The organism is Acetilactobacillus jinshanensis (assembly GCF_004359375.1).
Taxonomy (GTDB): Bacteria; Bacillota; Bacilli; order Lactobacillales; family Lactobacillaceae; genus Acetilactobacillus; species Acetilactobacillus jinshanensis.
In genome coordinates this window covers 76992-100953 of the sequence record NZ_CP034726.1, presented here as the reverse complement: position 1 = coordinate 100953, position 23962 = coordinate 76992, and the positions used below count along the sequence as shown (strand labels likewise).

At 36.2% G+C, this 23962-nt stretch carries 18 protein-coding genes; 4 read left to right on the top strand and 14 right to left on the bottom strand.

Features of this window, described 5'->3' with window-relative positions; translation table 11 throughout:
- Positions 1 to 71: 71 nt before the first annotated feature.
- From ELX58_RS00450 to ELX58_RS00440, 3 genes are all read right to left on the bottom strand, one after another.
- Positions 72 to 1973 carry an acyltransferase family protein gene (locus ELX58_RS00450; protein WP_236747706.1) on the bottom strand — a complete coding sequence of 634 codons (1902 nt, stop codon included), beginning with the start codon at positions 1971 to 1973 and terminating at the stop codon, positions 72 to 74.
- A 214-nt stretch (positions 1974 to 2187) separates the two neighbouring features.
- On the bottom strand, positions 2188 to 2532 hold the full coding sequence (locus ELX58_RS00445; protein WP_133441226.1) for a hypothetical protein: 345 nt from the start codon (positions 2530 to 2532) through the stop codon (positions 2188 to 2190).
- Between the two features lie 662 nt (positions 2533 to 3194).
- Positions 3195 to 6992, bottom strand: coding sequence for a serine-rich family protein (locus tag ELX58_RS00440; protein WP_133441225.1), 3798 nt, complete (start codon positions 6990 to 6992; stop codon positions 3195 to 3197).
- A gap of 323 nt (positions 6993 to 7315) precedes the next feature.
- Between ELX58_RS00440 and ELX58_RS00435 the strand changes: the two genes are divergently transcribed.
- On the top strand, positions 7316 to 8281 hold the full coding sequence (locus ELX58_RS00435) for a hypothetical protein (protein ID WP_133441224.1): 966 nt from the start codon (positions 7316 to 7318) through the stop codon (positions 8279 to 8281).
- 80 nt (positions 8282 to 8361) lie between these two features.
- On the opposite strand, the gene ELX58_RS00430 is transcribed toward ELX58_RS00435, so the two are convergent.
- The 3 genes from ELX58_RS00430 to ELX58_RS00420 all read right to left on the bottom strand — a co-directional run bounded on the left by ELX58_RS00430 (position 8362) and on the right by ELX58_RS00420 (position 10146).
- Positions 8362 to 8868 (bottom strand): hypothetical protein, encoded by a 507-nt coding sequence (locus ELX58_RS00430; protein ID WP_133441223.1) that lies wholly within the window; start codon positions 8866 to 8868, stop codon positions 8362 to 8364.
- Between the two features lie 92 nt (positions 8869 to 8960).
- On the bottom strand, positions 8961 to 9377 hold the full coding sequence (locus ELX58_RS00425; RefSeq protein WP_133441222.1) for a hypothetical protein: 417 nt from the start codon (positions 9375 to 9377) through the stop codon (positions 8961 to 8963).
- A gap of 364 nt (positions 9378 to 9741) precedes the next feature.
- Positions 9742 to 10146, bottom strand: coding sequence for a hypothetical protein (locus ELX58_RS00420; RefSeq protein WP_133441221.1), 405 nt, complete (start codon positions 10144 to 10146; stop codon positions 9742 to 9744).
- Positions 10147 to 10437: 291 nt separating this feature from the next.
- On the opposite strand from ELX58_RS00420, the gene ELX58_RS00415 reads away from it, so the two are divergent.
- The 3 genes from ELX58_RS00415 to ELX58_RS00405 all read left to right on the top strand — a co-directional run bounded on the left by ELX58_RS00415 (position 10438) and on the right by ELX58_RS00405 (position 13379).
- Positions 10438 to 11040: an SGNH/GDSL hydrolase family protein gene (locus ELX58_RS00415; RefSeq protein WP_133441220.1), complete on the top strand. Its 603-nt coding sequence runs from the start codon at positions 10438 to 10440 to the stop codon at positions 11038 to 11040.
- Between the two features lie 109 nt (positions 11041 to 11149).
- On the top strand, positions 11150 to 11920 hold the full coding sequence (locus tag ELX58_RS00410; protein ID WP_133441219.1) for a hypothetical protein: 771 nt from the start codon (positions 11150 to 11152) through the stop codon (positions 11918 to 11920).
- Between the two features lie 112 nt (positions 11921 to 12032).
- Complete coding sequence (locus ELX58_RS00405; protein WP_133441184.1) at positions 12033 to 13379, top strand: IS3 family transposase; 1347 nt, start codon at positions 12033 to 12035, stop codon at positions 13377 to 13379.
- Positions 13380 to 13732: 353 nt separating this feature from the next.
- On the opposite strand, the gene ELX58_RS00400 is transcribed toward ELX58_RS00405, so the two are convergent.
- From ELX58_RS00400 to ELX58_RS00370, 8 genes are all read right to left on the bottom strand, one after another.
- Positions 13733 to 14440 (bottom strand): hypothetical protein, encoded by a 708-nt coding sequence (locus ELX58_RS00400; protein ID WP_133441218.1) that lies wholly within the window; start codon positions 14438 to 14440, stop codon positions 13733 to 13735.
- A 278-nt stretch (positions 14441 to 14718) separates the two neighbouring features.
- A complete protein-coding gene (locus ELX58_RS00395; RefSeq protein WP_133441217.1) occupies positions 14719 to 15543 on the bottom strand; it encodes a hypothetical protein in 825 nt (274 codons plus the stop codon).
- Positions 15544 to 15947: 404 nt separating this feature from the next.
- A complete protein-coding gene (locus tag ELX58_RS00390) occupies positions 15948 to 16217 on the bottom strand; it encodes a hypothetical protein (RefSeq protein ID WP_133441216.1) in 270 nt (89 codons plus the stop codon).
- Positions 16217 to 16459 carry a hypothetical protein gene (locus ELX58_RS00385; protein WP_133441215.1) on the bottom strand — a complete coding sequence of 81 codons (243 nt, stop codon included), beginning with the start codon at positions 16457 to 16459 and terminating at the stop codon, positions 16217 to 16219. Before ELX58_RS00385 ends, ELX58_RS00390 begins: the two co-directional genes overlap by 1 nt.
- A gap of 30 nt (positions 16460 to 16489) precedes the next feature.
- Positions 16490 to 17350, bottom strand: a complete 861-nt coding sequence (locus ELX58_RS00380; protein ID WP_133441214.1) for an ImmA/IrrE family metallo-endopeptidase — start codon at positions 17348 to 17350, stop codon at positions 16490 to 16492.
- Between the two features lie 147 nt (positions 17351 to 17497).
- Positions 17498 to 17653 carry a hypothetical protein gene (locus ELX58_RS07795; protein ID WP_162614575.1) on the bottom strand — a complete coding sequence of 52 codons (156 nt, stop codon included), beginning with the start codon at positions 17651 to 17653 and terminating at the stop codon, positions 17498 to 17500.
- 715 nt (positions 17654 to 18368) lie between these two features.
- Positions 18369 to 21659 carry a hypothetical protein gene (locus ELX58_RS00375; protein WP_133441213.1) on the bottom strand — a complete coding sequence of 1097 codons (3291 nt, stop codon included), beginning with the start codon at positions 21657 to 21659 and terminating at the stop codon, positions 18369 to 18371.
- 444 nt (positions 21660 to 22103) lie between these two features.
- Positions 22104 to 23864, bottom strand: coding sequence for a hypothetical protein (locus ELX58_RS00370; protein ID WP_133441212.1), 1761 nt, complete (start codon positions 23862 to 23864; stop codon positions 22104 to 22106).
- Positions 23865 to 23962: the final 98 nt, after the last annotated feature.

The window sequence follows — 23962 nt, the reverse complement described above, 5'->3', positions numbered from 1 at the left end:
GCAAAAAGAAAGGTGTCGGATACTTAGATCCGACACCCTTAATTACGTAAAATTATTGAAATTCAATCACATTATTTAAAAATCGTTTTGACAATCAAACTGGTGTATTCCTGATTACCCTTTGGGTTCGGGTGGACATGATCGCTCCAGAAATAATTTGAGTGGCTATGACTTGCGGCGTACCAGTCAATCACGTGGAAGTTACGGTACTTCTTACCAGCACGACGAATCGTATTATTCGTCGAATTCTGGTAAGGCTTAGTTGGAACGTGAGCCGTAATCCAGTAAACATTACGATGTGGGCCAACGATGTCCATAATTTCTTTGATTTGGCTAGATGTCAACGGTGCATTAGTACCAATATTGACCAGGATGTTCTTCTGTAAGGTGTGGTTAGATTTCTCTTGACGAAGAATATCAGCAGCCTGGTTCAACTGGCCACCAACTTTGGCTTTAATCAACGTATTCTTAAAGACTTGATGTAAGTCCTTTGAGCCATCAACCAATACGGAGTCACCAACGGCAGTCATCGGGAAGCTCTTGGCATCTAAGACCTGACGTTTGTTCAAGCCATAGCGCTTGGCAACCTGTTGTTCCTGCTTAGTTAACGGACGACGAAGTTGATTATTGGTAACTTTATCCTTACCGTGATCCTTCTTCTGACGCTTGATCAACTGTTTATTACCTTTCGATAATGAACGCTGGTTAGTCGTAATGTGCTTCTGCAACATGTTCGGATTCTGATGATTAGGAGCCTGAACGGCACCGACACCACAAACGTAGAAGACCGCGATAACTGGAATAATCAGTAACTTTCTCATCGTTGACTTAAAGGAACGGTTGCGGAAGTAGTGCTTGATATCATAACCAAGACGGCTGTAATCATAATGATGCATTGGCTGTTCAATCCAGCGGAATGATGCTTCACTGATTAAACCGATGATAATCATTTCGATAATGGCGTTAAGTAACGGGTGACTAAGCCTGGTTCGGGGAACCTTAGCTTCATAAAAGATCATAACTGGGAATTGATACAGGTAAATCCCGTAACTACGGGTCCCTAACCAATGGAAGATCGGGTTAGTCATAACTCGGTTAACGTCGGCGTGTGAATAAACGATGGTGCCTAAAAAGACGGTGGCTTCTAAGGTAACGAGTAACATGCCACCTTTATAAGTGGATGCACTCTGACCAGCCATCGTAAAGCCGGCATAAATCAAGCCGATTAATGAAACCAATCCAATTAGATCGATCAGAATTCGTTTAAACGCTGACAATTTATGTCTGACTTTATCAACTGGGAACATGTAAGCCAATGCGATTCCAGCAAAGAACGAGAACATTCGCGTATCAGTACCATAGTAAACACGGTTGATGTTATTGGTATGCATGTAAATGAATGCCATGTACCAGGCACCAATGAACGTTAAGGCAATGAATAAGACCGCCAGTAACTTACTGTTCTTATGCAGTAATAATACCAAGGCAACCATGACCCATGGCCAGAATAAGTAGTACTGACCATCGATGGCTAACGTCCACAAATGAATGAACGGTGATTCACCCTGGAATCGGTTAAAGTAACTTTGGCCGTGGGCGATTTCCCACCAATTATAAACGTACAGTAAGTTCGTCCAGATGACGGAACGCAAATGAACCAGCAAATTCCGCTGGAATAACGTAATGTATGCTCCAGATCCGATCACCGTGGTGACCAAGGCTGGATACAGACGTTTCATCCGACGATAATAGAACGTCTTAATGTTAATGGTACCCGTCTGCCGCCATTCCTTCATAAACAGATCGGTAATCAGATATCCGGAAATGACGAAAAAGATGGGAACTCCCATGTAACCACCTTTTAGATCATAAGGTAGTAAATGGTAGATGATAACACCAATGACCGCTAACGCACGGAGACCATCAATCCCAGTGATGTAGTGGCTATTCTTTAAGCGTGGCTTACGTTTCATTTGCAAACGGCTCACGACTCCCTCAATTGTTACTTAGTTTTTAGATAGCGTACGTTCTTTAATTGTACAGTATTAAGGAAGTCGGCTCAATGACTTATCACAGTTATTAATGTTAACTGTTAGACAAACGTTAACGGTTAACAGAAAACAATCAATTACTATTTCAACTAAAAAAGCTTCACTAAAATTTAGTGAAGCTTAATTCAGATATGATTTACTTTTTCTTCGAATTCTTGGGACCAATTGAAATTGGATCCTTGCTCGTGTAACGATGTTCAATCTTCATCGGCCGCTGCGAGTTCTGAGTTCGATTATTCCGTTGCTGACGCTTCGTCATCCGTGACTTATTTTTTGAATTCCGTCCCGTACGTTTCACACTGACACCTTGAGTATGACGATGTTGAGTCTTTTTATGATTTTGATACGGACGGACCCGTTTTACAGAATGAGCACTCACATAAGTATGTGAAGTCATCACGCCACCAATTGTTAAGCTAAGTAAAGCAACTACGACGATACTTACTTTCGACATGATGGCTTTAAAATCATAGTGAATCATCTGATAGAACTTCCCTTATCTTTTGTTTATAATTGAAGCTTAAGAGAGGGTACACCCTACTCTTTACGCTAACAAGATTAGTGTATCAAATCACAAGCGTTTTTTTCAAGATGATTTCACAAAAAATATCAAAAATTAGCCACCATAACCCGTATTGATTGACGTGTTTCTTAATAATGCGTATATTGGAAAGTGGTACGGCGTGTTCATTCACACCATATTTAATATAAAATGAACAGTTAAAAAGTGATTAATCACCATTTTGCTCCGCATAGCAAATTTTGGAATGCGTGGTTAATGTCATGAAGCCGGATTTCTATAATTAACTTAGCGTGGTTGAGAGAATCGGTAGGTTTAATCTTAGTAACTTCCATTTCCCATCTCTAGTCTTAGAGAGCTTAAATTAAACTACTGAAGCTCCACTGCCTTGCTGAGTTGATTGCTTATAATTTCACGGATTGCACCCTAACGATCAATGAAATTATCAGAGATCATCTAGTCAATTTGTTAACCCTAATAACAAACGCTAGTCAGACTACTCTACGGTACGGCTCCAGCATTTAGCTGAAAATCCCAAGTTAATCACGAAATACTATTCATATAGCAAAAACAAAAAATCTCCATTTCAGTGAAATGGAGATTTTTTCGTATATAATTATTAACTAATCAAATGGTGTATCATCACCATCATTGAGTTGATTAAACCAATCGCCATTATCATCAAAATGATTAAAGAAATCTTCCCAATTATCATAGTTAACTGGTTCATTATCATCATTATCTGAAGTGTCATTACTATAAGTAATATATAGATCTAATTTATCATATAACCATTTACTATAATTATGATGATATACATAATGATGAACTTGGTAAATATCATATAAAGCATCATTAATATTTGATCCAATCTTAATTAATTCTGCAAAATCGCCTTTGTCTCTTGAAGACAATTTATCTTTAATATATTTAATTAAATTCTTATTTTCCTCATAATAAGTATTATCAGGTAATCTGCCATAATTAACTTCTATGTAATAATTGAAAGAAATAGCCGACTCCAAGCTACTTTCTGCTGAATCAGCTAACGAATTAGCTGTACTTTCAGATGCAGCTGTTGATGCTCTTTCTGAAGCAGCTTTTGCCTCATTACTTAAACTATTAGATGTTGCGATTGAATCTGAAACTGACGTGCTAATTGAATTAGATAACGACACAGATGTACTTGCAGATGCTGATATGCTAGCTGAAGTTGAAGCAGATAATGAATAATCCGTGCTATCAGATACCATAGTTGAGGCAACTACTGAAGCATTAAATTCACTAGTGGCTTGACTTGATGCCATATAAGCTTTACTAGCCTGTATTAACGCATCTGTAGAACGAGATAAAGAATAAGCTGTACTTTCTGAGTTCATATTAGATAATGCAACCGATGCATTATACTCTTCAACCGATTTACTAGCCACCATATAGGATTCACTAGCTTTAATTTGCGCATTAGCAGACTGAGCATATGAATTAGCAATAGATGATTCTAAGTTTTGGTCAGCCTTTCGAGCAGCAGCATTAGCTTTAATTTTATTTGCACTAGATACAGATGCCGTTACAGAATTTTGATATGATTTAGCTATAAGACTATTTGCCTGTGAAACAGAATTACTAACTGAATTTGAATAAGAATTAGCAATACTTTGATCAGCAACACTAGCATATGAATATGCAGTGCTTTCAGAGTCCATATTTGAGACAGCAACCGATGCATTGTAATTCTTAACAGATTCACTGAATGCCATATAAGCTTCACTAGCTTTAATCTTATTAATTGCTGAATCAGCATATGAATCGGCAATGGAACTCTCTAGACTGCGGTCAGCTTTGGATACAGAATTACTTACTGAATCCTGGTATGACTTAATAATTTTCTGATCAGAAGCACTTGCGGTCACTGAAGCTTTACTACTGTTAGCTATAGATACTGAAGCACTAACTGAATTTGAATAAAAATTCAAAATACTTTGATCAGCTGAATTAATTGCATCATTTTTAGCTGTACTGTCTTTAGCAGAAACATCCGCAGCAACTGAATCTTTATAAAAATTAGAAATCGATGTGTTCGCAGATCTAGCTGCAGACGTAGCCACACTTTTGTCGTATTGGTTAACTGAATCAGAAACAGAATTACTATACGATGTAGCTATACTTTGGTCAGCAGAAGCTGCAGCACGCTTATTAACTAAAGCCTGAGATGCTGACAATGATTTAGCATGATTAATGTGCGCAATTTTTGAGGGATCATTACTTCCCTTACGTATAGCCCATGCTGAATCATGATTGGCTTGATCAGCTACAGATTTAGTTTCTGCAGCAGATCGACTTGCCGCATGGGATTTTCTGACCATAGCATTTGAAGCTTTGCGCTTTAACATCGCAGTATGACTAGCAACTTTATAAGCATAAGATCTCTGAGCCATATGATTCTTATGAACCACGGCAGCAGATGCCTTTTTAGCAGCTGGATTTAAATGATGTTGACGTAAATAATCATTATGTGCTTTACGTTTCATAGCAGCCTTATGACGAGCAACTTTATAAGTATGCTGACGATTAGCTAAATTACGCTGATGAGCCTGTTGATCAGCAATTCGTTGACGGTGATTCTTACTATCCTGACTGTTACGCTGAGTAATTTCACCTTTAGACTGACCCGTCCGGCGTAAGTAATCATTGTGTGCTTTACGAGCCATGGCTTTTTCATGTTTTGCAACTTTACGGTTATGAGCACGAATTGCTTTATGTTCAGTAAATGCTGATGCAGCAGCACTACTCTTAGCATGAGCTAATTTGGCTGGATCATTACTACCACTGCGTACAGCCCATGCTGAATCATGTTTAGCTTGATCGGCTACCGATTTAGTCTCAGCATTAGATCGACGTGTGGCATGTACTTTTCTAATAGCTGCATTAGAAGCCCTACGCTTTAACATCGCCGTATGACTAGCAACTTTATATACCTGAGCACGTTGAGACATATGTTCACTATGAGCAGATGCCAACGAAGCTCGTGAATTTTTATGAGCTGTAGATGCAGAAAAAGCGGAGCTTCGTTTACTTTGATTTGCTAAAGAAGCCTTTTGGACATTAGCCCGAGAACTCATATGATCACGATGGGCTTTTGAAGCCACATTATAATTTGATACTGATGTACTCTCAGCATTACTTCGAGCTGACATATTACTCTGGTGTGCTACCATAGACTTTTGATAGTTAGCTTCGTCACTAGCCTTTTTAGCTTGCACTTGATTATAGCTAATCTGATCAGACTTTGATTTAGCAATTGCTGCAGCACGTGCACTCATATTAGCACTATGAGCTGCAGAATTAGCGGATCTACGCTGCACCATGGCATTATGACTAGCTACTTTTGAGCTATGATCATTGTCAGTAGTACTTTGATTAGCATCACTATCTATAGAACTATTAGTAGTGGTACTCTGGCTATCACTACTTACAGAGCTACTTGCGCTACTAGCTGGTGCTGTTTGGCTTGAACTAGCTGTAGACTTATTTGCACTATTGCTAGATGCTGCATTCTGACTTGAATTAGTTACAGAGCTATTCATACTACTTGCGGCCGATGATGGAATATTTGGTACATCTGAATTATTAATTGATGAAGCAGTAGACGCACTTGGTATATTAGGAACATTGCTTGGCATTGGACCAACATTTTGTGTAATTATATTTACAGTAGACTGTAAATTCATAGTACCTGCACTACTCTGAACATCAGCACTTGATACAGAAGTACCATTACGATGATTGTTCTTATTAATATTTGGCGTATTCCTATGTGGTACTACGGCAACGGCTTTAGCTCGACGCTGAATTCGGTGTAATGAACGCAGTGCTTGTTGTCGAACTCGACGATTACCGTGCTTAGCATCCCACAAAATACCATGATAAATATCCTGAACACTACGTGGATCATTAAGTTTACGTAATGCTCGGATGTAATCTCGGTATTTTCTTTCTACCCTTCTTAAGGTACGTAATGCTCGACTTTTAGCACGTCGACCACGAGCTCGTCTAACCGCAATTTTAGCTTTACGGATCGCTTTTCGACCCACATTAATCCGCTTTTTGATAATCGCAAGCATGGCCTTACGATACTTACGTGGGATTTGACGTTGTTGACTATGACGTAAATGACGACGAGCTCGATTAACCCGTCGGTTGTTATGTTTGCTATGGACCACACGCTTCTTATGGTTATGGTGTGGTGTTATTTGTCGTGCTTCAGCCACATTAGCTGAATCAGCTAACGGATTTATTGTTGTAGCAACAAATCCGCTCGCCCCTATACTTAAAACAATAGCCGAGACAACTAGCCATTGTTTCCCTACTTTGTGTAGGACCTTTTTAGTATCTTTGATACTAAATTTATTCTTATTTATCATTTTAGATCTTCCATTTCCCAGTCAAAAGGCTTGGAGTATCCGAGTGGTCAATCGCCACCCTAAAAAGAGCTGTTCCCTACGCAGCTCTATAAACTAAAATGAAGCCCAAAGAATTACACGGTATACCCTAAATACCGAACGCATAATTAATTCTTTGCGGCTTATAAATTGTATGACGTGAATAATGTAACATAATAATAGATCGTGCACAACCTATTCTATTAATTTATTAATATTTTTGTGAAATTATCCACGTATTTACCAAAGTATAAATAATTCATTATAATTTAAGCAATTCTTATTTACGTTAAGGAGATTATATCTTGAACAAAGTTTTAAAAGATAGCTTAATCACATCAGCAACCCTATTAATGCTGCTGTCAACCGGTGCTGGCATTACCAACGTCAGTGCATCACATCATGATCCTGAGCCCAACACCTACGAAACGTTATGGGTCGGTCACCGCCTAACTAAGCGTCAGCAGATTCATCTCGAACATAAGTACTTTTATCACATTACACATAAAGATGTCTACAGCACCAAATGGTATCAGAAACATTATTACAAAATCCTGCAATACCTAGGCGATGAACCTGGCACCGTCACCCAAAATTCATTTGGTCATTTCTACACCCAACCTGGTAAAGATTTCGTACTTGGCTACAATGACGCCACCCGTGGTACCGGTGGCTACTACGTTCGAAGCGGCTTGATCCGTCACCACATCTTGACCCGTGATTATAAGACCGGTTGGGTAATGGGCTTTAGCTACAGTCCAGGTGATAAACATGATGGCTTTACTGCTAAGAACATTAAAGCATCACTTAATGATTATCATTTAATCAAGTACGGCCCGACCCGTCGTCAGATCAGAAAATGGGCTCACTTTGAACACCTTAATATGTCACCAACCGCTAAACAGGCCAATGATCCACAGTGGTACTTGAAGCACTATCGTCAGGACAATCATTATTACATCAATCATGATGAAAATATATCATCGATGAACCGTTCACTCTTTGTAACGCGACAAGGACACAGCTTTGATGATGCCTATAATTACATGCAGAACTTCCATAATAACGTCCGAGTTAATGCCACCGCTAGAAGTAAGCACCCCAGCTATCGTTATCTAATTCGGCACGGCTATAATCCATCGGCTTACAAAGCTGGTTGGATCGTCGGCGCTTATGATGACTATACCCAAGGCGCTGGTCAGAAAGCTACTAAGCAGCAATTTGCTAAGTGGATCCATAATTATAATCTAAATCGATATTATAATGACTGATTAGTCGTTGATAAGACACAAAAGATCTCGTTACTTAATATATAAGTAACGAGATCTTTTTTAATTTATTCAAATAACTATTACGCACTCATTCGGCCTCTAACACTCACCGTTCTTAATTTTCGACCGTTCGTGAAACAAAAGATCAATTTACCAGAAATGCAGCCATTTTTATCTTTCGGTGGATGCTTCTTAAAGGCCTCAATTAAGGCTTTATCAATATCATCATTTTTGATCGGAATGTTAATCACACGGTGACTATCGTTCATCACCGTCGGCATCTCATCAAGGAGACTGGGGAAGAATTCCGCATTAACTGGATATAATCGACCATCACTATTCATGTACAGAATTTCCTTTAATTTAATATAGTTGATGGCTTCATCACCAGAACGGTTAATGATCTTAAGTAAAATGCCGTCGCGCGTGGGAAAATAATCAACACCCCATCGTTGTCGGTAACCTAAATGACGATAAATGACGTAAACAATGATAAAGATCACAACTGACGTTACCCATTCCAGGAACTTAGAGAATCCAGCTAATTCATTCATAAAATCTAAGAATTGATCAATTCGAGTAATCATTGTATCGCCACCGTAGATTTCCCTAATCTTTATACTAGCTTGGGTGCAAGGTGATATGAGTGGCGTTGATAAGATTGAGTATGGCTATTTAACTACTTTACTTGGCTTAATCCTATCAATACATTTTGAACCAACTTATAATTTTTAGTATCTTGATACGACTTAATCGCATCGTTCGCAACGTCATTCAATAACTTAACTGCGATCGCAAGTACTTTTGCATCGCTAACGCTAATCTCTACTGTGGTTCGACCGGACAAAAGATCTCTTTTATACACTCTGTCCAACTTCGCTAATGGGTAAAGGATATGAACCTGATTATCCCAATACTTGCTAACTTCCTGAGTCGTTATTCTATGTAACTTCCCAAAAATAGGGATCATAAACAAAGATTTGTTTCGCTTGCCGGCACTGTTATAAGTTATGCATAATCGAATCGCGTCTAAAACAACTCGAAAATTATCAGTACCGATCATCGTATTATCATGGAAACCTTTGATTGAAGACATTAGGATTACTCTTCCCCAATATTAAAAATTAGGAATAAAAAGAAAAGCCATCAATTATTTGATGACTTCCTTAGAACACTTGATGGTTCACATAACCAGTCAATATTCCTTTTGCTCAGTTTCTAAACTATTACTTTTCTTATTAATTGTCAAATGATATTATACTAATGTGCAGCTAGTCCATCATAAAGGTGGTGGCCCACATGACAAAGTTTATACTCCTTTTGCTCACGTTATGTCTATTAATTTTATCAGTGTGTATGCTAATCATACTCACTAATAATTAAAATAGATATATGACTTTGTTTACTACTTGAATCGACTGTACAACAACGTTATTTAGTTAATAGCTGAGTAACGCTTTTTATTTATGATCGTGTCGCCACAGATACAACTTCCGAATCGGCTTATTATACCCAATCGCCACGATATCTAAGATAAACAAGATCACATCAATAATCTTAAAACCAGTCCCGATAATAATATCTGGATTCAAGAACTTCGTGATAAATGAGATTGAAATATCAGCCAGAGTAGTAATCATCGTTACCAGAACGTTAATAATCGATAAGAGGTTAATTCGCCTCGTCGAGCCACCATTCAAATTATCATAAGCCGGTGGATAAACTCTAAAGTACCGATGTAACCACGCACCAAACTTAGCGATAAAGATATCAATAAATAACGAAGCAACGATGACAAAGATCAAATAATAAACGGGGTACCAAATATTAAGATGTGGTTTCAAGATACTCATAAGTAACGACATGTCGTTCACCCCAATGATTAGAATCATCTAATCTTTATCATCCTTACTTTAATTTAACGCATTTATTAACGATGTTTATTGCTAATCCATCTTTTTGGTGTGGCAATATTCCATCTCGTTTAAGTGTCACACGTAACATGTCACATGTGACACGTTACACATAATCTACATATTACCGTTCCATTAATCTTCCATTAAATTTTCCCATTTCACCCTCACCCTCGCGAGACTTTCTTTCCAATGCCTTATAATAAACATAGTTAATCCCACACAAGAAAGAGTGATCGATCTATGTATTTAGCAATCGGTGATGAACAAACCCCTGGATATAATCCAAAAACAACGAATCGAACTGAATCAAAAGCCTTAACTAAAGCACTTGGTCAAAAGGTCATCAGTAAAGGTGTTAAAGGCTCTAGCTTAACTCTAAAAAATAAGGGTAACATCATGCATCAATTAGACCAATTTAGCCTGCCTGCTTATGATGGCATTCTACTATTCTTTGGTGCTAATGATTATTTCCACTCGAAAGCAAACCTTGGCAAAATCAACGAAGCCATCACTAAAGCTGTTGCCACCATCCGACGTAAAAGCCAATACACCCGGATCTACGGTATCTTACCATTACCTATGTATGATAAAAATGGGAATGCCTATATGGGTAAACGCAATCAGGCTTTCTATACCCTTCACGATCTAATGGATATGATTAGAATTACTTACACCAATAACAATGTCTACTCATTAAATTGGTTAACCTTAACGGCGCCGATCGTTAACCGGAATAATGCTAAGCAACGCTTAATTAATGGTTGGATCCCAACCAAAGAGACCCAACAATTAATGGCACAACGGATCAGTACCTTTATTAAGCAGCACCCTGTCAATGTATAACGACTGTTACCGCTCCATTAAAAGTACGTTAAATCAATGTATCATCACTAATCAGATGCATATCAAATGGTATAATCAATAGCGAATTAAATCATAAGGAGATTAAACTATGAATAAAAACTTTAAAAAAATATTAGTTACCGGTGCGGCATTATTAATGTTTGCCAGTGTTGGTGTAGGTGCAAATGTTAACGCTGCCCGCAATCATAATATCGGCTGGCGCCAGGTAACCCGCAATACTAACTTGAAAGTAAACCGTGGCAAGAAACTTTCATTACGAAAGAACCAGCGGGTTTACGTCATCAAGTTATCCCGTAATAAGAAAACCGCTCAGATCAAAATCGGCCGTAATTACTATAACGTCAACGTCAAACTGTTAAAGAAGGCTAACGTTAAGAAAGCTGTTAACAAATACAACCGCACTAACCGTAACCTCAAGAAGCAGCACAACCGTAAATACAATCAACGCAAAGCTAATCAGAAGCGTCAACGCAATAACAAGAAGTTAGCTAACCGTATTAACAAGAAAGCACACACTCGTCGTAACCGTCGCCGTGTTAATAACAAGAAGAAGAATGGTAACGTCTTAAAGCCTCGTTATCGTCGTTCCAACAGCAAGCGGTTATTAAAGAAGAGTGGCTACCAAGGTGTTAACGCCCAAGCCGGATTCGATATCATGAGTAACTACGCACCAACTAGTCGTCGAGCTGTAATCCCGAAGAATGTTAAACCAAATAAAGTTGTTCTTTGGATTCAATACAGTATTAGTAAAAAGCCTAAAGCCCATTTCGTCGAAAAGAATGCTTTTATGTATGATTCAATGAATCATGGGTGGATCAAATTAGCTAACGCTCATGTCGGTGCTAATAATAATCAGTAATCAAATTATTTCAATATAAACAAAACTCCCGGTTCAGTTCATCTGAATCAGGATGTAGTGACCCCATTTTATTGGACAATTAAATTTGTTCAATAAAGTGAGGTCATTTTTTATGTATAGTTTTGACTTTGACACTAAAGCAAATGCAGTTAAAGCCTATTTGTCGGGAATAGGTTCAACTACGTTGAACCATACCTATGGGATTAAAAGTAGTGCAACGATATTGGGTTGGGTCGCCAAATATAAGAAATATGGTTCTAAGGGCCTAGTTGTAAGCCATACCAAGAGCGTGTATCCTTTTAAATATAAATTAAAAGTGCTGAACTGGATGGTACTTCACCACAAGTCTTATCCAGAGACAGCACTTCACTTTAATATTGCGTTCCCAGCAACAATCTTTTATTGGGAACGTAAATTAGAAAATGGAGATCTACGCCCAATGAAATCTAAGTATAAATCCCATAAGATGAATGATGACATAGACTCGTTAATAAATCAATTAAAATCTTGTCGAAAACAAAATTTGGAACTTAGAATCCAATGTCGGTACAGTAATTTGACTAAAGACTATGACCAAATAGACAGTATTCATAGGATAATTAAGGAATATTCTCAAGTCCCGATAAGTCGTATCTTAAAGATACTTGATATTCCCCGAAGTAGCTATTATTACAAGAAGAAAGCGTCGCTTTCTCATCGTGACGCATATAATTTAAAATTAGCTCATACAATTTACAAAATAAGAGAAATATCTAACTATAAATTTGGGTACCGTACAATTACAGGCATTTTAAGAAACACTGTCCATATAAATCATAAGCGGGTCCAAAGAATTATTCAGATGTATGGCTGGCAATGTACGGCTTTCAGCAAGAAAAAGCGTAAATATAATTCATATCATGGTCAGGTTGGCAAGATAGCTCCTAACGTACTTGGTGGGAACTTTAAAACTAAATTATTTGGACGCAAGACAACGACTGATGTAAGCGAGTGTAGATACGGGAATCAAGATATTCATCATCGCATCTATATATCGCCATATATGGATTTAGCGACCGATGAAATTATCGCATTCAATATCAGTAATCATCCAACCGTAGGTTTCACCTTAAAGCCATTAATTAGGGGCCTGAATACATTAAAGAAACTTCATTTACCATATAAAACGATTGTCCATAGCGATCAGGGAATTCAATACCAAAGCCACGTTTGGCAAGACACTCTAAAGAATTATGGTGCAATTCAATCGATGTCTCGTAAAGGTCGCTGTCATGACAACGCCCAAATGGAGTCATTCTTTCATCTGATGAAGGTTGGAGTAATGGATAAACATTATCAGACCGAAGGTCAGTTAATTAAGGCACTTAAGTATTGGATATGGTACTATAACAATATTCGCCCAAAGAAAAAACTAGGTTATAAATCTCCGGTTGAGTACCGAAAATTTCTTATAGCCTAGTTAAATAACATTAATAAATTGTCCAATTTTATGGGTGCAGATCAGGAGTTTTTTGTCTATAGTTATTTTTTAATCTTTAAAATCTTCAGTTAAATCATAGCTACTGATTTACGGATTATACGCGGTTCCCATCCAAATCATCGTATGGTTTAGGATTATAATATTGTTATGATGCTCCACGGTTTCTTGACCTAATATAAGGACTTATAATCATTAACTTTACGAAAGTTTCTCTTATTATATATGTTATAGTCTCTTAATATATACATATATGTCATAATAATTATGATTTAATCCTAAGTAGCCTTTCAAATTCACTTTTACATCAAATAATAATATACTGATTCATACAATTACAAGAACATATGCATCATATTTATAGCTCGAGTTACTTGGTTATTTTTATCAATTTCTCTATTTTGTTTTAAGATAATTGATTGTAAGTCTTTACGGCTAAATATTTTAGAAATCATGTAATTATATGTATTTCTTTGAACCTTATTAATTTTAGGATTAATCGTTATCAGGTTAATTATTGCCTTTCTTCTATAATCTTTAAAAAGAGCTATAAATTGAATTTTTTGATTATAAATTACATTATTCACCATAGATTTATACCATTCATTATCAACATGACAAATTTTAATAATATCTGATATAGGAATAACAATACTATCTAAACAAGATTGTGGATCTAACGATGTAAATTTACGAAAATACTTAACGTAACTTTCATTATAATTTGAATCACCTTTATCATATCGAATTATATGGGGCTCTATCGTCCTAATCCTTTTTCTACCAAAGTTCTTATAAAATTTAATATCGTGTTTTGTTGGAATAAGTCCGTCAAATTCAACTAAACACTTACTTTTCTTTGCATTATTTATAAACATAACTTTTAAACGGCTAAATCTTAGATTATCAATATTAAATGATGAATCAATCTTATATGAATGGCGAAAATAAGAAATAGACGAAAGTCCCGCTATTAGAGCCGTAGCCAATTCAGATAAAGGCCCAATATTATTAAACTTAATTATAAACATGATTGCATACATATTGATTAGGGACTTTCTATACATAAAACTACATCTATTGTTTAACTATAACATCACTAATTTAACTAACGACCATATAGGTTTGGTATAATTACAATAATTGTGGGTGGTGCTTCATCAATTAATTAAACATTAAATTCATCGCTATTATGCATAATAATATGAGAGGGTCATATCTTTTACCACATTTTTGAAGAAAAGTTATTTAACCACTCTCCACTCAAACAATATACAAACATAAATAAAGCTACAAACCATTTCATTATCTATGAAATTTGTTATTCATTATTACTATGAATCCAGTGATTAATTTTACTTACTAATCTAATAAATATATTTCTATTGTCATATTTTAATTCACATGTTTGGATATCTGTAATGCCTCGATAAGAAAGTGTCAGCATCTTAACTACAGTTTCAAGAGACATATGGAAAGATTCCATAATTTTGTAATTCTTTTCATAATCATCTGTTAATGACAGACCTTTTGCTAATTCAGGCTTTTGTATTAATGCTATTTGTAATAAGTCACAAATAGCATTAAATAACGAGTCATAGGATGTCTTATTATCTGTTACTGGTGATCTCTTTTGTTTTTCTTTTTTAGCCTCCTTATTAAGCTCATTTTTCATATCTTTAAGAAATCCTAAAAACGACGACTTACAAGCTTTGCTATATTTAGATGTGGCTTTATCAAGTGACTCAATATCGTTAAATGTCGATAAATCATTAGATATAAATTTTACATATTTTAATGGAACTTCATTATTGGCATAACTGATCAAAGGTAATACATCACTAATTTTATTAATATCGCTATGATATGTTTCGATTGGAAAATCATTAAGAACTGCGCTAGTTTGCTTCTTTATCAATGATATTAAATGTTTATTATTAATGCTTGCATACATAATCACTAGCATATCAACTTGATCAATACGAGCAGCCCACTTATCAATATCTGCATTAATATTATCTAATTTTTCATAATAGTATTTATACAATGTATTATCTAAACTAAATACTCGACTATTATTAGAATTCATAATAGCAACAGATGTTGATATTATAAGAGCAACAAGTGACAAAATATTTGAAAACATTTAATTAAACTCCTTATTGCATAGTTAAATTTATTAAATTATCTTTCAAATAAACAATTTACAGGATTCAATCACATATTTCAAAGATTTTAAGACGTTTGCACTTTTTATAATATTTTTTGGTATACGCTTCAATAATTTCAAAGCGCTTAGATGGTTTCCATGCTCAATATCAGCAACAGCTTTATCCCAAAATATTTTAGAGATGAATTCAGTCCTCGATTTAATTCATTAACATTATTAATGATCTTCTTATTTAACAGGCTAGGATAAAAATAATTGCCTATGGTAGTTTGGTGTGTACCCCAATTTAGAATATAAATAAAATAAAAAAGACTGGAATTAAAAATTTCAGCCTCAAGTGCTAAATATCATTAGATTACCCATATCAGAAATTAAATATATTAAAACTTTTTATTTAATTTATACATTAATTCAGGTAATGTAATTGTTTGAATGTGAAAATGTTTAGCAACAAAATTAATATTTGGTGAAAGATTAGATTGCGTAAAATTAGCAACATCTTTTATATTAGCATTATCATGCAGTGTCACAATTTCTTGATTATTAGCTAATGCCGTTGATATAATCCAAGGTTCCGGAGTATATGGATTAGTCCAAAATTGTGTACCAATACTATTCCATAGACCAGATGTTGTACTAACCCAATTCATCAGAATTCCATATTTAGAAACAATTTCATCATTAGGTGATAGAGTTGACTATCCTTAAAATTCTTCTTGCACCATTTATATAAGAAACCATTATTTATATTAGCGATATATTCATATGCAACAGAATTCATTTGAATATTTTTATTATTACCTAATATTTTCCATAATGAATTAAAAGCCCTTGGATTATAAGTATCATGAGCTGCTTGGACTAATGATTCAGGATTTAATAAATATTTCATTTATTTGTACCTCTTTATAATTTATACTCATTACAATTTTTTAATGGCATTATCATAATGCGTTAAACTTACATCTAGCATTGAAGCAGCTCTAGGTAATGTAATATCACCCTCGGCTTCAGAATTAATAACCGCTGTTGCAAAATGAGTATCTACTCTAGAAGATACATTATTATAATAATCCCCGCCAGAGTTTTTACTATTTTCTTTATTTATTTTTAATAATTTCTTTTCATGACGTTTAATTTCATCAATCAGTTTTTCTGTTATACCATGAATACCCAGTTTTTTTAGTCTTATTGCTGTAGCCAATTCACTAACATGCGAAACGGAGGCTATATTCCTAATTTCATCTCTTGGAACATCATTAATATAATTCAATACCAATTCTTCAGGTATTAATACATTAGCTGTCACATTATTAATCCATCTTTCGGAATCAATTTGGTTACTTTCTTCTATAGATGCATTCAATATTTCGTTTTTACCAAGCAAAATATGAATAAGTTCATGAACTAATGAAAATATTTTTGCACGCATACTATCAGAATTATTAATAAATATAAATGGAACTATATCATCTATTAATGCAAATGCTCTAAAATCTTTTACTTTTAATGTTCTATGGGTATTTTTACCAACAATACCACTTTGCATAATAACAATACCCATATTACTAATTTTTTGTCTTAATAAATTAAAAAATGTTCTATCAGAGTTTTCATTAGTACCACTATTATCTCTAATTATATTTAATTTCAATAAATTACTTATTTTATCGGATATGTTAATAACATCATCATTAATATGGATACATTTTATATAATTAAATCTATATTGATTATTTTGGTGAATTAAGTGATTTCTCATCCATTCTTGGCGAGATTTCATTTCATCCAAAACATCTATTAGTTTCCAACTCAAAGTCTTCGATTGTTCATTATTTACAGTTCTAAAACGAACAAAATAATTTGGTTTGTGGGGTAATGTATTCCCAAAAAAATAACTAAAAGGAATTCGTGTACAATTACTAAAATTTTATAATTGCTTAAATGTTGGATAATCAGATCGTTTCTTAGGATGCATCCACTTATCAAAGTTATATTTTTTTGCAGCACTGTTCAAATATTCGCCATGATCCAATGACCATTGGATTACGTCTTTATTTACAGGTACATGATAAATTCTAGCCATTATAACAATCCACCTAAATAAATTAAAATAGTGTCATTATAAACACATAATAAAAACAAGAACCATATTTATTTCTACGTTTTCATTATTAATGATACGTTATGTTGTAAAATAAGTAAATATAAATATGAAATTCCATCTCATATATTCAACTATTTAATAATAAGCCGGCACGAACATATAAACAAAATAATCATACGCAATTACTTTATAAAGACTACTAAACAAAAAACTGAGATATAATAACAATACCTCAGTTAATACATAAAAATTATTTTAAAGTCAAAAGACAAGAATTAATGAGATTGCACCAAGTATGAAACAAAAAAGGAACATACGTCTATTCATTTTAAACTCAGGATATCCTTTTATAAATCTGTAAAACCACATAAGGCCTAATCCTATAACTAATACACTAAGTAGAATCCATACGAATTTATGATCTAAAAAGAAATTCAAGAACATTGATGATGTTTGCTTTGGTGTATTGTTAACCCCAAATACAAAAGTACCATTATTGAGAACATGTTTTGCATGTTCAAATATGAGACTTATACCCAAATCAATTAATGAGAAATAAATTGAAAATTTATGTAAAAACGATAACATTCTATATAACCTCTTTTTAATTATATAAAAAAGGCGCCGACCCAACAGGATCAACGCCTTTTAATTGGCTTTTATGCCAAATTATTTCAAATTAATTATTCGCTAATTAGAAGAAGAACTTCTGGTTAGCAGAGCTAGCTGCAGAGCTTGGTGCAACACTTGCGTTAGATGCACTGGCACTTGTGTTGGATGCAGCACTAGCAGACTTAGGAGCACCATAGCTGAAGAACTTAGTGTTAGCAGTGAAGTATAAGCCAGTCTTGTTATCCTGGAATGCAGAATAACCACCGAACTTATCATCATTACTGTAAGCAGTAGCATTAACAACAGTACCCTTAGCTAAGGTCTTGTGAGCAGATACCTTACGTGCAGCATCTTTGAAGAGACGTGCATTCTTAGTTAAGGTGATAGTTACGTTGTAGTTAGTGGTATCACTAGCTTCAGCATAAGTTGGTGTTACGTAGCCCTTAGCAGTAGTTAAGAAGCCTTTGTCTTTGCCATTGGTTACTAATAAGTGTAATGCACCATTATTACCAAAGCCTAAGCCAACGACAGTGAACTGTTCACCCTTAGTAACTTTAGCGACTTTCTTATCACCGTTAACGTTATAGTTAGGCTTGCTGTGTAATAATGCGTTCTTAGTAGCAGTTACGTATAATGGAGTGTTAGCCCAAACATTATCAGCAAATTCAGTTGATAAGCTGTTGTACTGAGCTTCTTCAGAACTAGCAGCTAAGTAACTAGCATTGTCACTAGCGAATGATGAGTTACTCTGAGCAGAAGCAACTGAGTTGTATACGTTAGTCATTTCACTTTCTGCACTAGAAGCAACACTGGATTCAGTAGAAGCATCATTGCTGTAACTAGTAGCAAATGAAGCAGCTAAGGTTAACGGTACATCCATTGCGGTTGCGTAACTAGAAGCAACAGAACTAGCATTGTTGAATGCAGAGTTAGCACTGGAACTAGCAACACTTAATTCCATGCTGAACTGGTCAGCGGAATTACCGTTCTTAGCATCATTGCTGAACTGAGCATTAGAACTGCTCTGAGCACTCATAGAAGCACTGGCACTGTTAACAGCACTGTTTACATCACTGAATGCAGAAGTAGCAGAACTAGCTTCTAAGCTGTTGTAGTTAACACCTAAACTAGCTAATGCAGCAGATTCAGCATAGTCTTCAACAGATGCACTAGCAGGAGATACACCTTCTGCATTTTCAGCATCAGTATCTTCTTCTAAGCCATTGTGACCAGCAGCAGTAGTGTACTGAACATTAGCAAACTGATCAGAGGCACCCTTTAAAGCCTTAGCAGCATTCTGTAAATCAGCAGCAACCTTAGCTACACTGTTGGTACCAGTTTGATCACCAGTTGGAACGAAGTCAGTATCGTTAGCTAATGCCTTGGCAGCCTTTGTCTTAGCATCAGAATCATTGAATAAAGCATCAACTACAGTAGAATAAGTGGTAATAGTATGACTGCCTTTAGTAGAGCCACCTAAGTCACTAGCTAAGTTTGGTAACTTATCAATAGCACTAAGAGTGTCCTGCTTATTATAAGCATTTAATGCATCAGCAGCCTTGTTTAATAAGCCTTCAACAGCTTCTGGATCCTTAACAGCATCAGAAACTTTAGTATTCTGAGCAATAGTTAAAGCGCTATCACCATAAGCATCAGTTAATGCCTTCTTCTGAGCATTGGAATCAGATGATAATAATGCCTTAACAGCAGTTAAGAAGTTATTTTGGTCAGCAACTTTGTCGTAAACTTTGGTATTACCCTTATACTGGTCATTTAAGCCAGAGAATACTTCGTTAACGGCATCAGGAGTAGACTGTGCAGCTTTACCTAATAAGTTCTTAGCATAGCTAACAGCAGCAGATGCAGCTTTAGGTTCGCTAACAGTAGAATTAACAGCAGCAGATAAGTTGTTAACTAATACTTTTTCAGCGTTAGCTACATCATCGGCATAACTAGCAGATACAGATGCATTGTTAGCTTTGTCAGCACCACTTACAAAGGCATTCATAGCATTAGAAGCCTTAGCAGAGTAGAAGTTAGCAGATGCAACATGAGCATTAGCGAAGATAGCCATGGAATTAGCTTCCTGGGATTCACCTTCGTTAGATGCAACACTAGTTAAGTAATCAAAATCACTAGTTAATGAAGCAGCTAAATTACCATTAAGTGCATCTAATGAAGCAGTTAAGCTACCATTAGCATCAGCAGCAACAGAGTCTGTAGCATATGATGCTAAGTATGATGCAAAGTCCGTAGCAGAAACGGAGTTATTACTTAATGCAGAGCTAGTAGCAGTACTCTTACCATCTAAGTCAGCTTTGCTGTTGAATAAAGAACTAGCATTTAAAGATTCCTGACGAGCAGCAGAAGCTACAGCAGAATTAACAAAGTAGTTAGCCTTAGCTAATGCAGAAGTCTGGTCAGCACTCTTAGTGAATAAGCCACTGACAGCTGAACTTAAGTCATTGTGAACTAAGTTCATGAACATGTTGTCTAATGGCTGGTTCATGCTAGCTTCAGCAGATAATGCAGATGCTTCACTGGAAACCATGCTTGCTTTCTTAGCAGTGTTTGATGCTGCAGAAGAAACAGATGCAGATTTAGTAGAAGCGGTGTTAGCATTAGATACAGTCTTAGAAGCAACCGTTGATTTAGCATCAGCAAACTTAGCATTTAAGTCAGCTTGAGTAGCAGCTAATGACCAGTTAGTGTGGGTTAATGCATAAGCCATAGACTGAACAGCACTGTTAGCATTTACATCAGCAGATGCACTGCTTGCAGTTTCGTTGTTAACCTGGTTTTGAACGTCTACACTGCCGGCAAAGTCAGTAGCATCGGAGCCGTTCTTTAATGCTAATGAGTTAACGGTACTCTTAGTAGAAGCCTTGCCTGCAACAGCAGAGTAAGAACTAGCTAACTTAGTATCGTTAGCTTCTTTAGCACTAGCAGAGTTAGCGTCAGACTGGAATGCACTTACAGCAGGTGCATATTCAGCGTTAACACTGTTAACAAAGCTCATAACGCCTTTGTTAGCATAGCTGTTCTTAGCAGAAGAAGCAGAAACCGCTTGTGCATGGTAACTGGTAGCAGAACCAGCATTGTTCTGTACGTAACTTACGGCAGAGCTAGACTGTGCAGAACTAGTAGACTGGCTAGTAGCAGAGCTATTAGCAGACTGTGGAGCAGCACTGGATGCCATACGCATAGTTGGTGTAGTTAAAGCATCAGCGTTAGCAGTTGTGTGACTAGCGGCAACAGCACCACCAGCAACAGCCATAAGTAATGCAACGGAAACAACTTTCCATTGCTTACCTACTTTATGTAAGATCTTTTTATCGTTGGTCTTACTTACTTTATTTTTATTATAAAGCATTATAGGTAACTTCCTTTCAATATAAATCTTCAATTTGCATGCAAAAAGATTAAATGAATCCTTTTACATATCTCATGATACATGGGGCATATATCCATGTCAATTTAGAGCGAAGATTTTCCGCATTCTACCGATACCGTTAGGGCGTAGACTATGCAATCGTAATATAACTTAATCTGATTGACACTATTATGTAATCTCCATGTAAAAATGTGTTATAGTATTTGTGTACTGAAAAGAAGGTACACACATAATCATTTAATTGATTTGTCGCTGGTCTTACGCGGACAAGCCAAATCGATGACGTCATCATGATTTGATAAGGAAGCACAAGTTCTGAATCCTGCTTGTGCTTTTTGTCTACGTGAAACTGACTCATGAAGAAAAAGTGTTAACCAAACGAAAAGTCACTCACAAATGTGAGTGGCTTTTTGCATCTCAGGCCTACGGCCTAATAAAATATCTTATTTTCTTATGTATACCAAGAATTATTAGTAATAGCCAGCTTAATATCGTTATTAAACTTAGGGATTTGAATAGCAATCCCGGTTGATACCCAATTTGCATTCGATTCATACCGGGTCTAGCTTTAACCATCATCGTTCCAATCAACGTTCGCTTGGGATTAATTTCCTGATGATTTAATTGGACTTGTGTATGACCGTATTTAACTAATGGCACTTGCATCCGTTGTGCCTTTGGACTTTGCCAACTCATCAGCAAGCTATGCTTCTGGGTTGTTTTGCGGAATTTCGATTGATTTTTAAAGATCTTGATGTAGTCCTGGTTAAATGGATTATGATAGTAAGTCTTCAAATTAACTTTATTGGGTGTTGGCATGTAATCAGTCGTGATCTTATGGACAACGTTAACGGCTTGGCCTAAATCAGGACTTCGGAAGGCTTGTCTGATCTTGGCACCTTGATGAAAATCTTTGGAAAAGCCACCGTTGGGTGACGGGTGAACCCAGTATTGAATGGCATTAGCCGATTGCCAATTCATCGACTCTTGATGAGTGATTTGAAGGGCTGGATGTAACATGATTAATAGTCCAATCGCTAGGAGCACGTTAACGATTCGACGCGGTTTACTTGCGATTGTTAATCCGATTCTTCCCATTAATAGTAACGTGATGATAAAGACGATCGCGATGAACCGAACCGGGAACTGAATGATCAACGCTAATTCAGGGCAGATCTTCAGCATGGCTTGCCAAGGGAAATATATAGATGATAGCCATAGAAAAAGAACGTCATCAAGGAGTAGGCACCAATCAACTGTAGTTATGGATCGATACCGAAGAAACATTGCGATAATTACAATGACTAGTAGCCAAGTATAGAACGTCCCCAGGCCTGTTAAACTATGACCCTGAAAAAAGACGATCTTATTAGCAACTGGCAACTGGAGATTAAAGTTCGGAAACGTCGGAATTACGTGATTTGTGGAGTAAACATCATAAATTGCACCGAAGATGTTGCCACTTAGGCAGATTGCTAAGATTGCTGCTGCGATTGCGTGCATGATCAACTTAATTCGATTATCAGCTAGCACCAGGCTACAGATGAAGAACGGGATTAACGCTAGTGCTGCGATCATGCTGGTCATTAGGTGGATTTGCAGACAGATCGCCATCATAACGGCTAACGGGATCACTTTAATTTGACGAGCTTTAAGCATTCGGATCCCTACCAATAATACGAATGGTAATAAGACGGTGGCACCAAAGCCCGTAAACTCAAAATTACGGATCCAGAGCGTCATGACCGGCCCCGAGACCATGTAGAATAAGGCAACGATGATCGATGTTACTTTAGCCATCTTTAATTCACGGGCGCAACTGTACATCCCGAACCCACAGGTCACCAACGTGATGAAGTAAGTCACAAATTCAAAGCGGATCCAGCTCCCGCACAGTAGAAGCAATGCTCCCAATAGATAATTAAAGATTGGTCCGTACAGACTATTAACGATCCGGCCACTCTTTTCAAAGCCGAATAACGAGATGAAGTAGCTAAAGTGACCGGTCTTAATCTGCATTGCATCCTCATAGATACTGTTCATGTGGAAGTAGGTGTCATAGCCACTCCAGAATTCCTGCTTGGTTAGTAATGTCCCTAGGATTACCAGCGCCAAGGTGCAGATCCAGAAGACCGGTAATTTAATAAGCTGGATTAGTAAGTGTTTATTATGATGATTTGACATGAATTCACCCTATTGTAGTGGAATATATTTTTATTTTACTACAACATCGAAGATAATTAAGATATTTTATTGGCACAACTGTCATCAATTCATTAAGG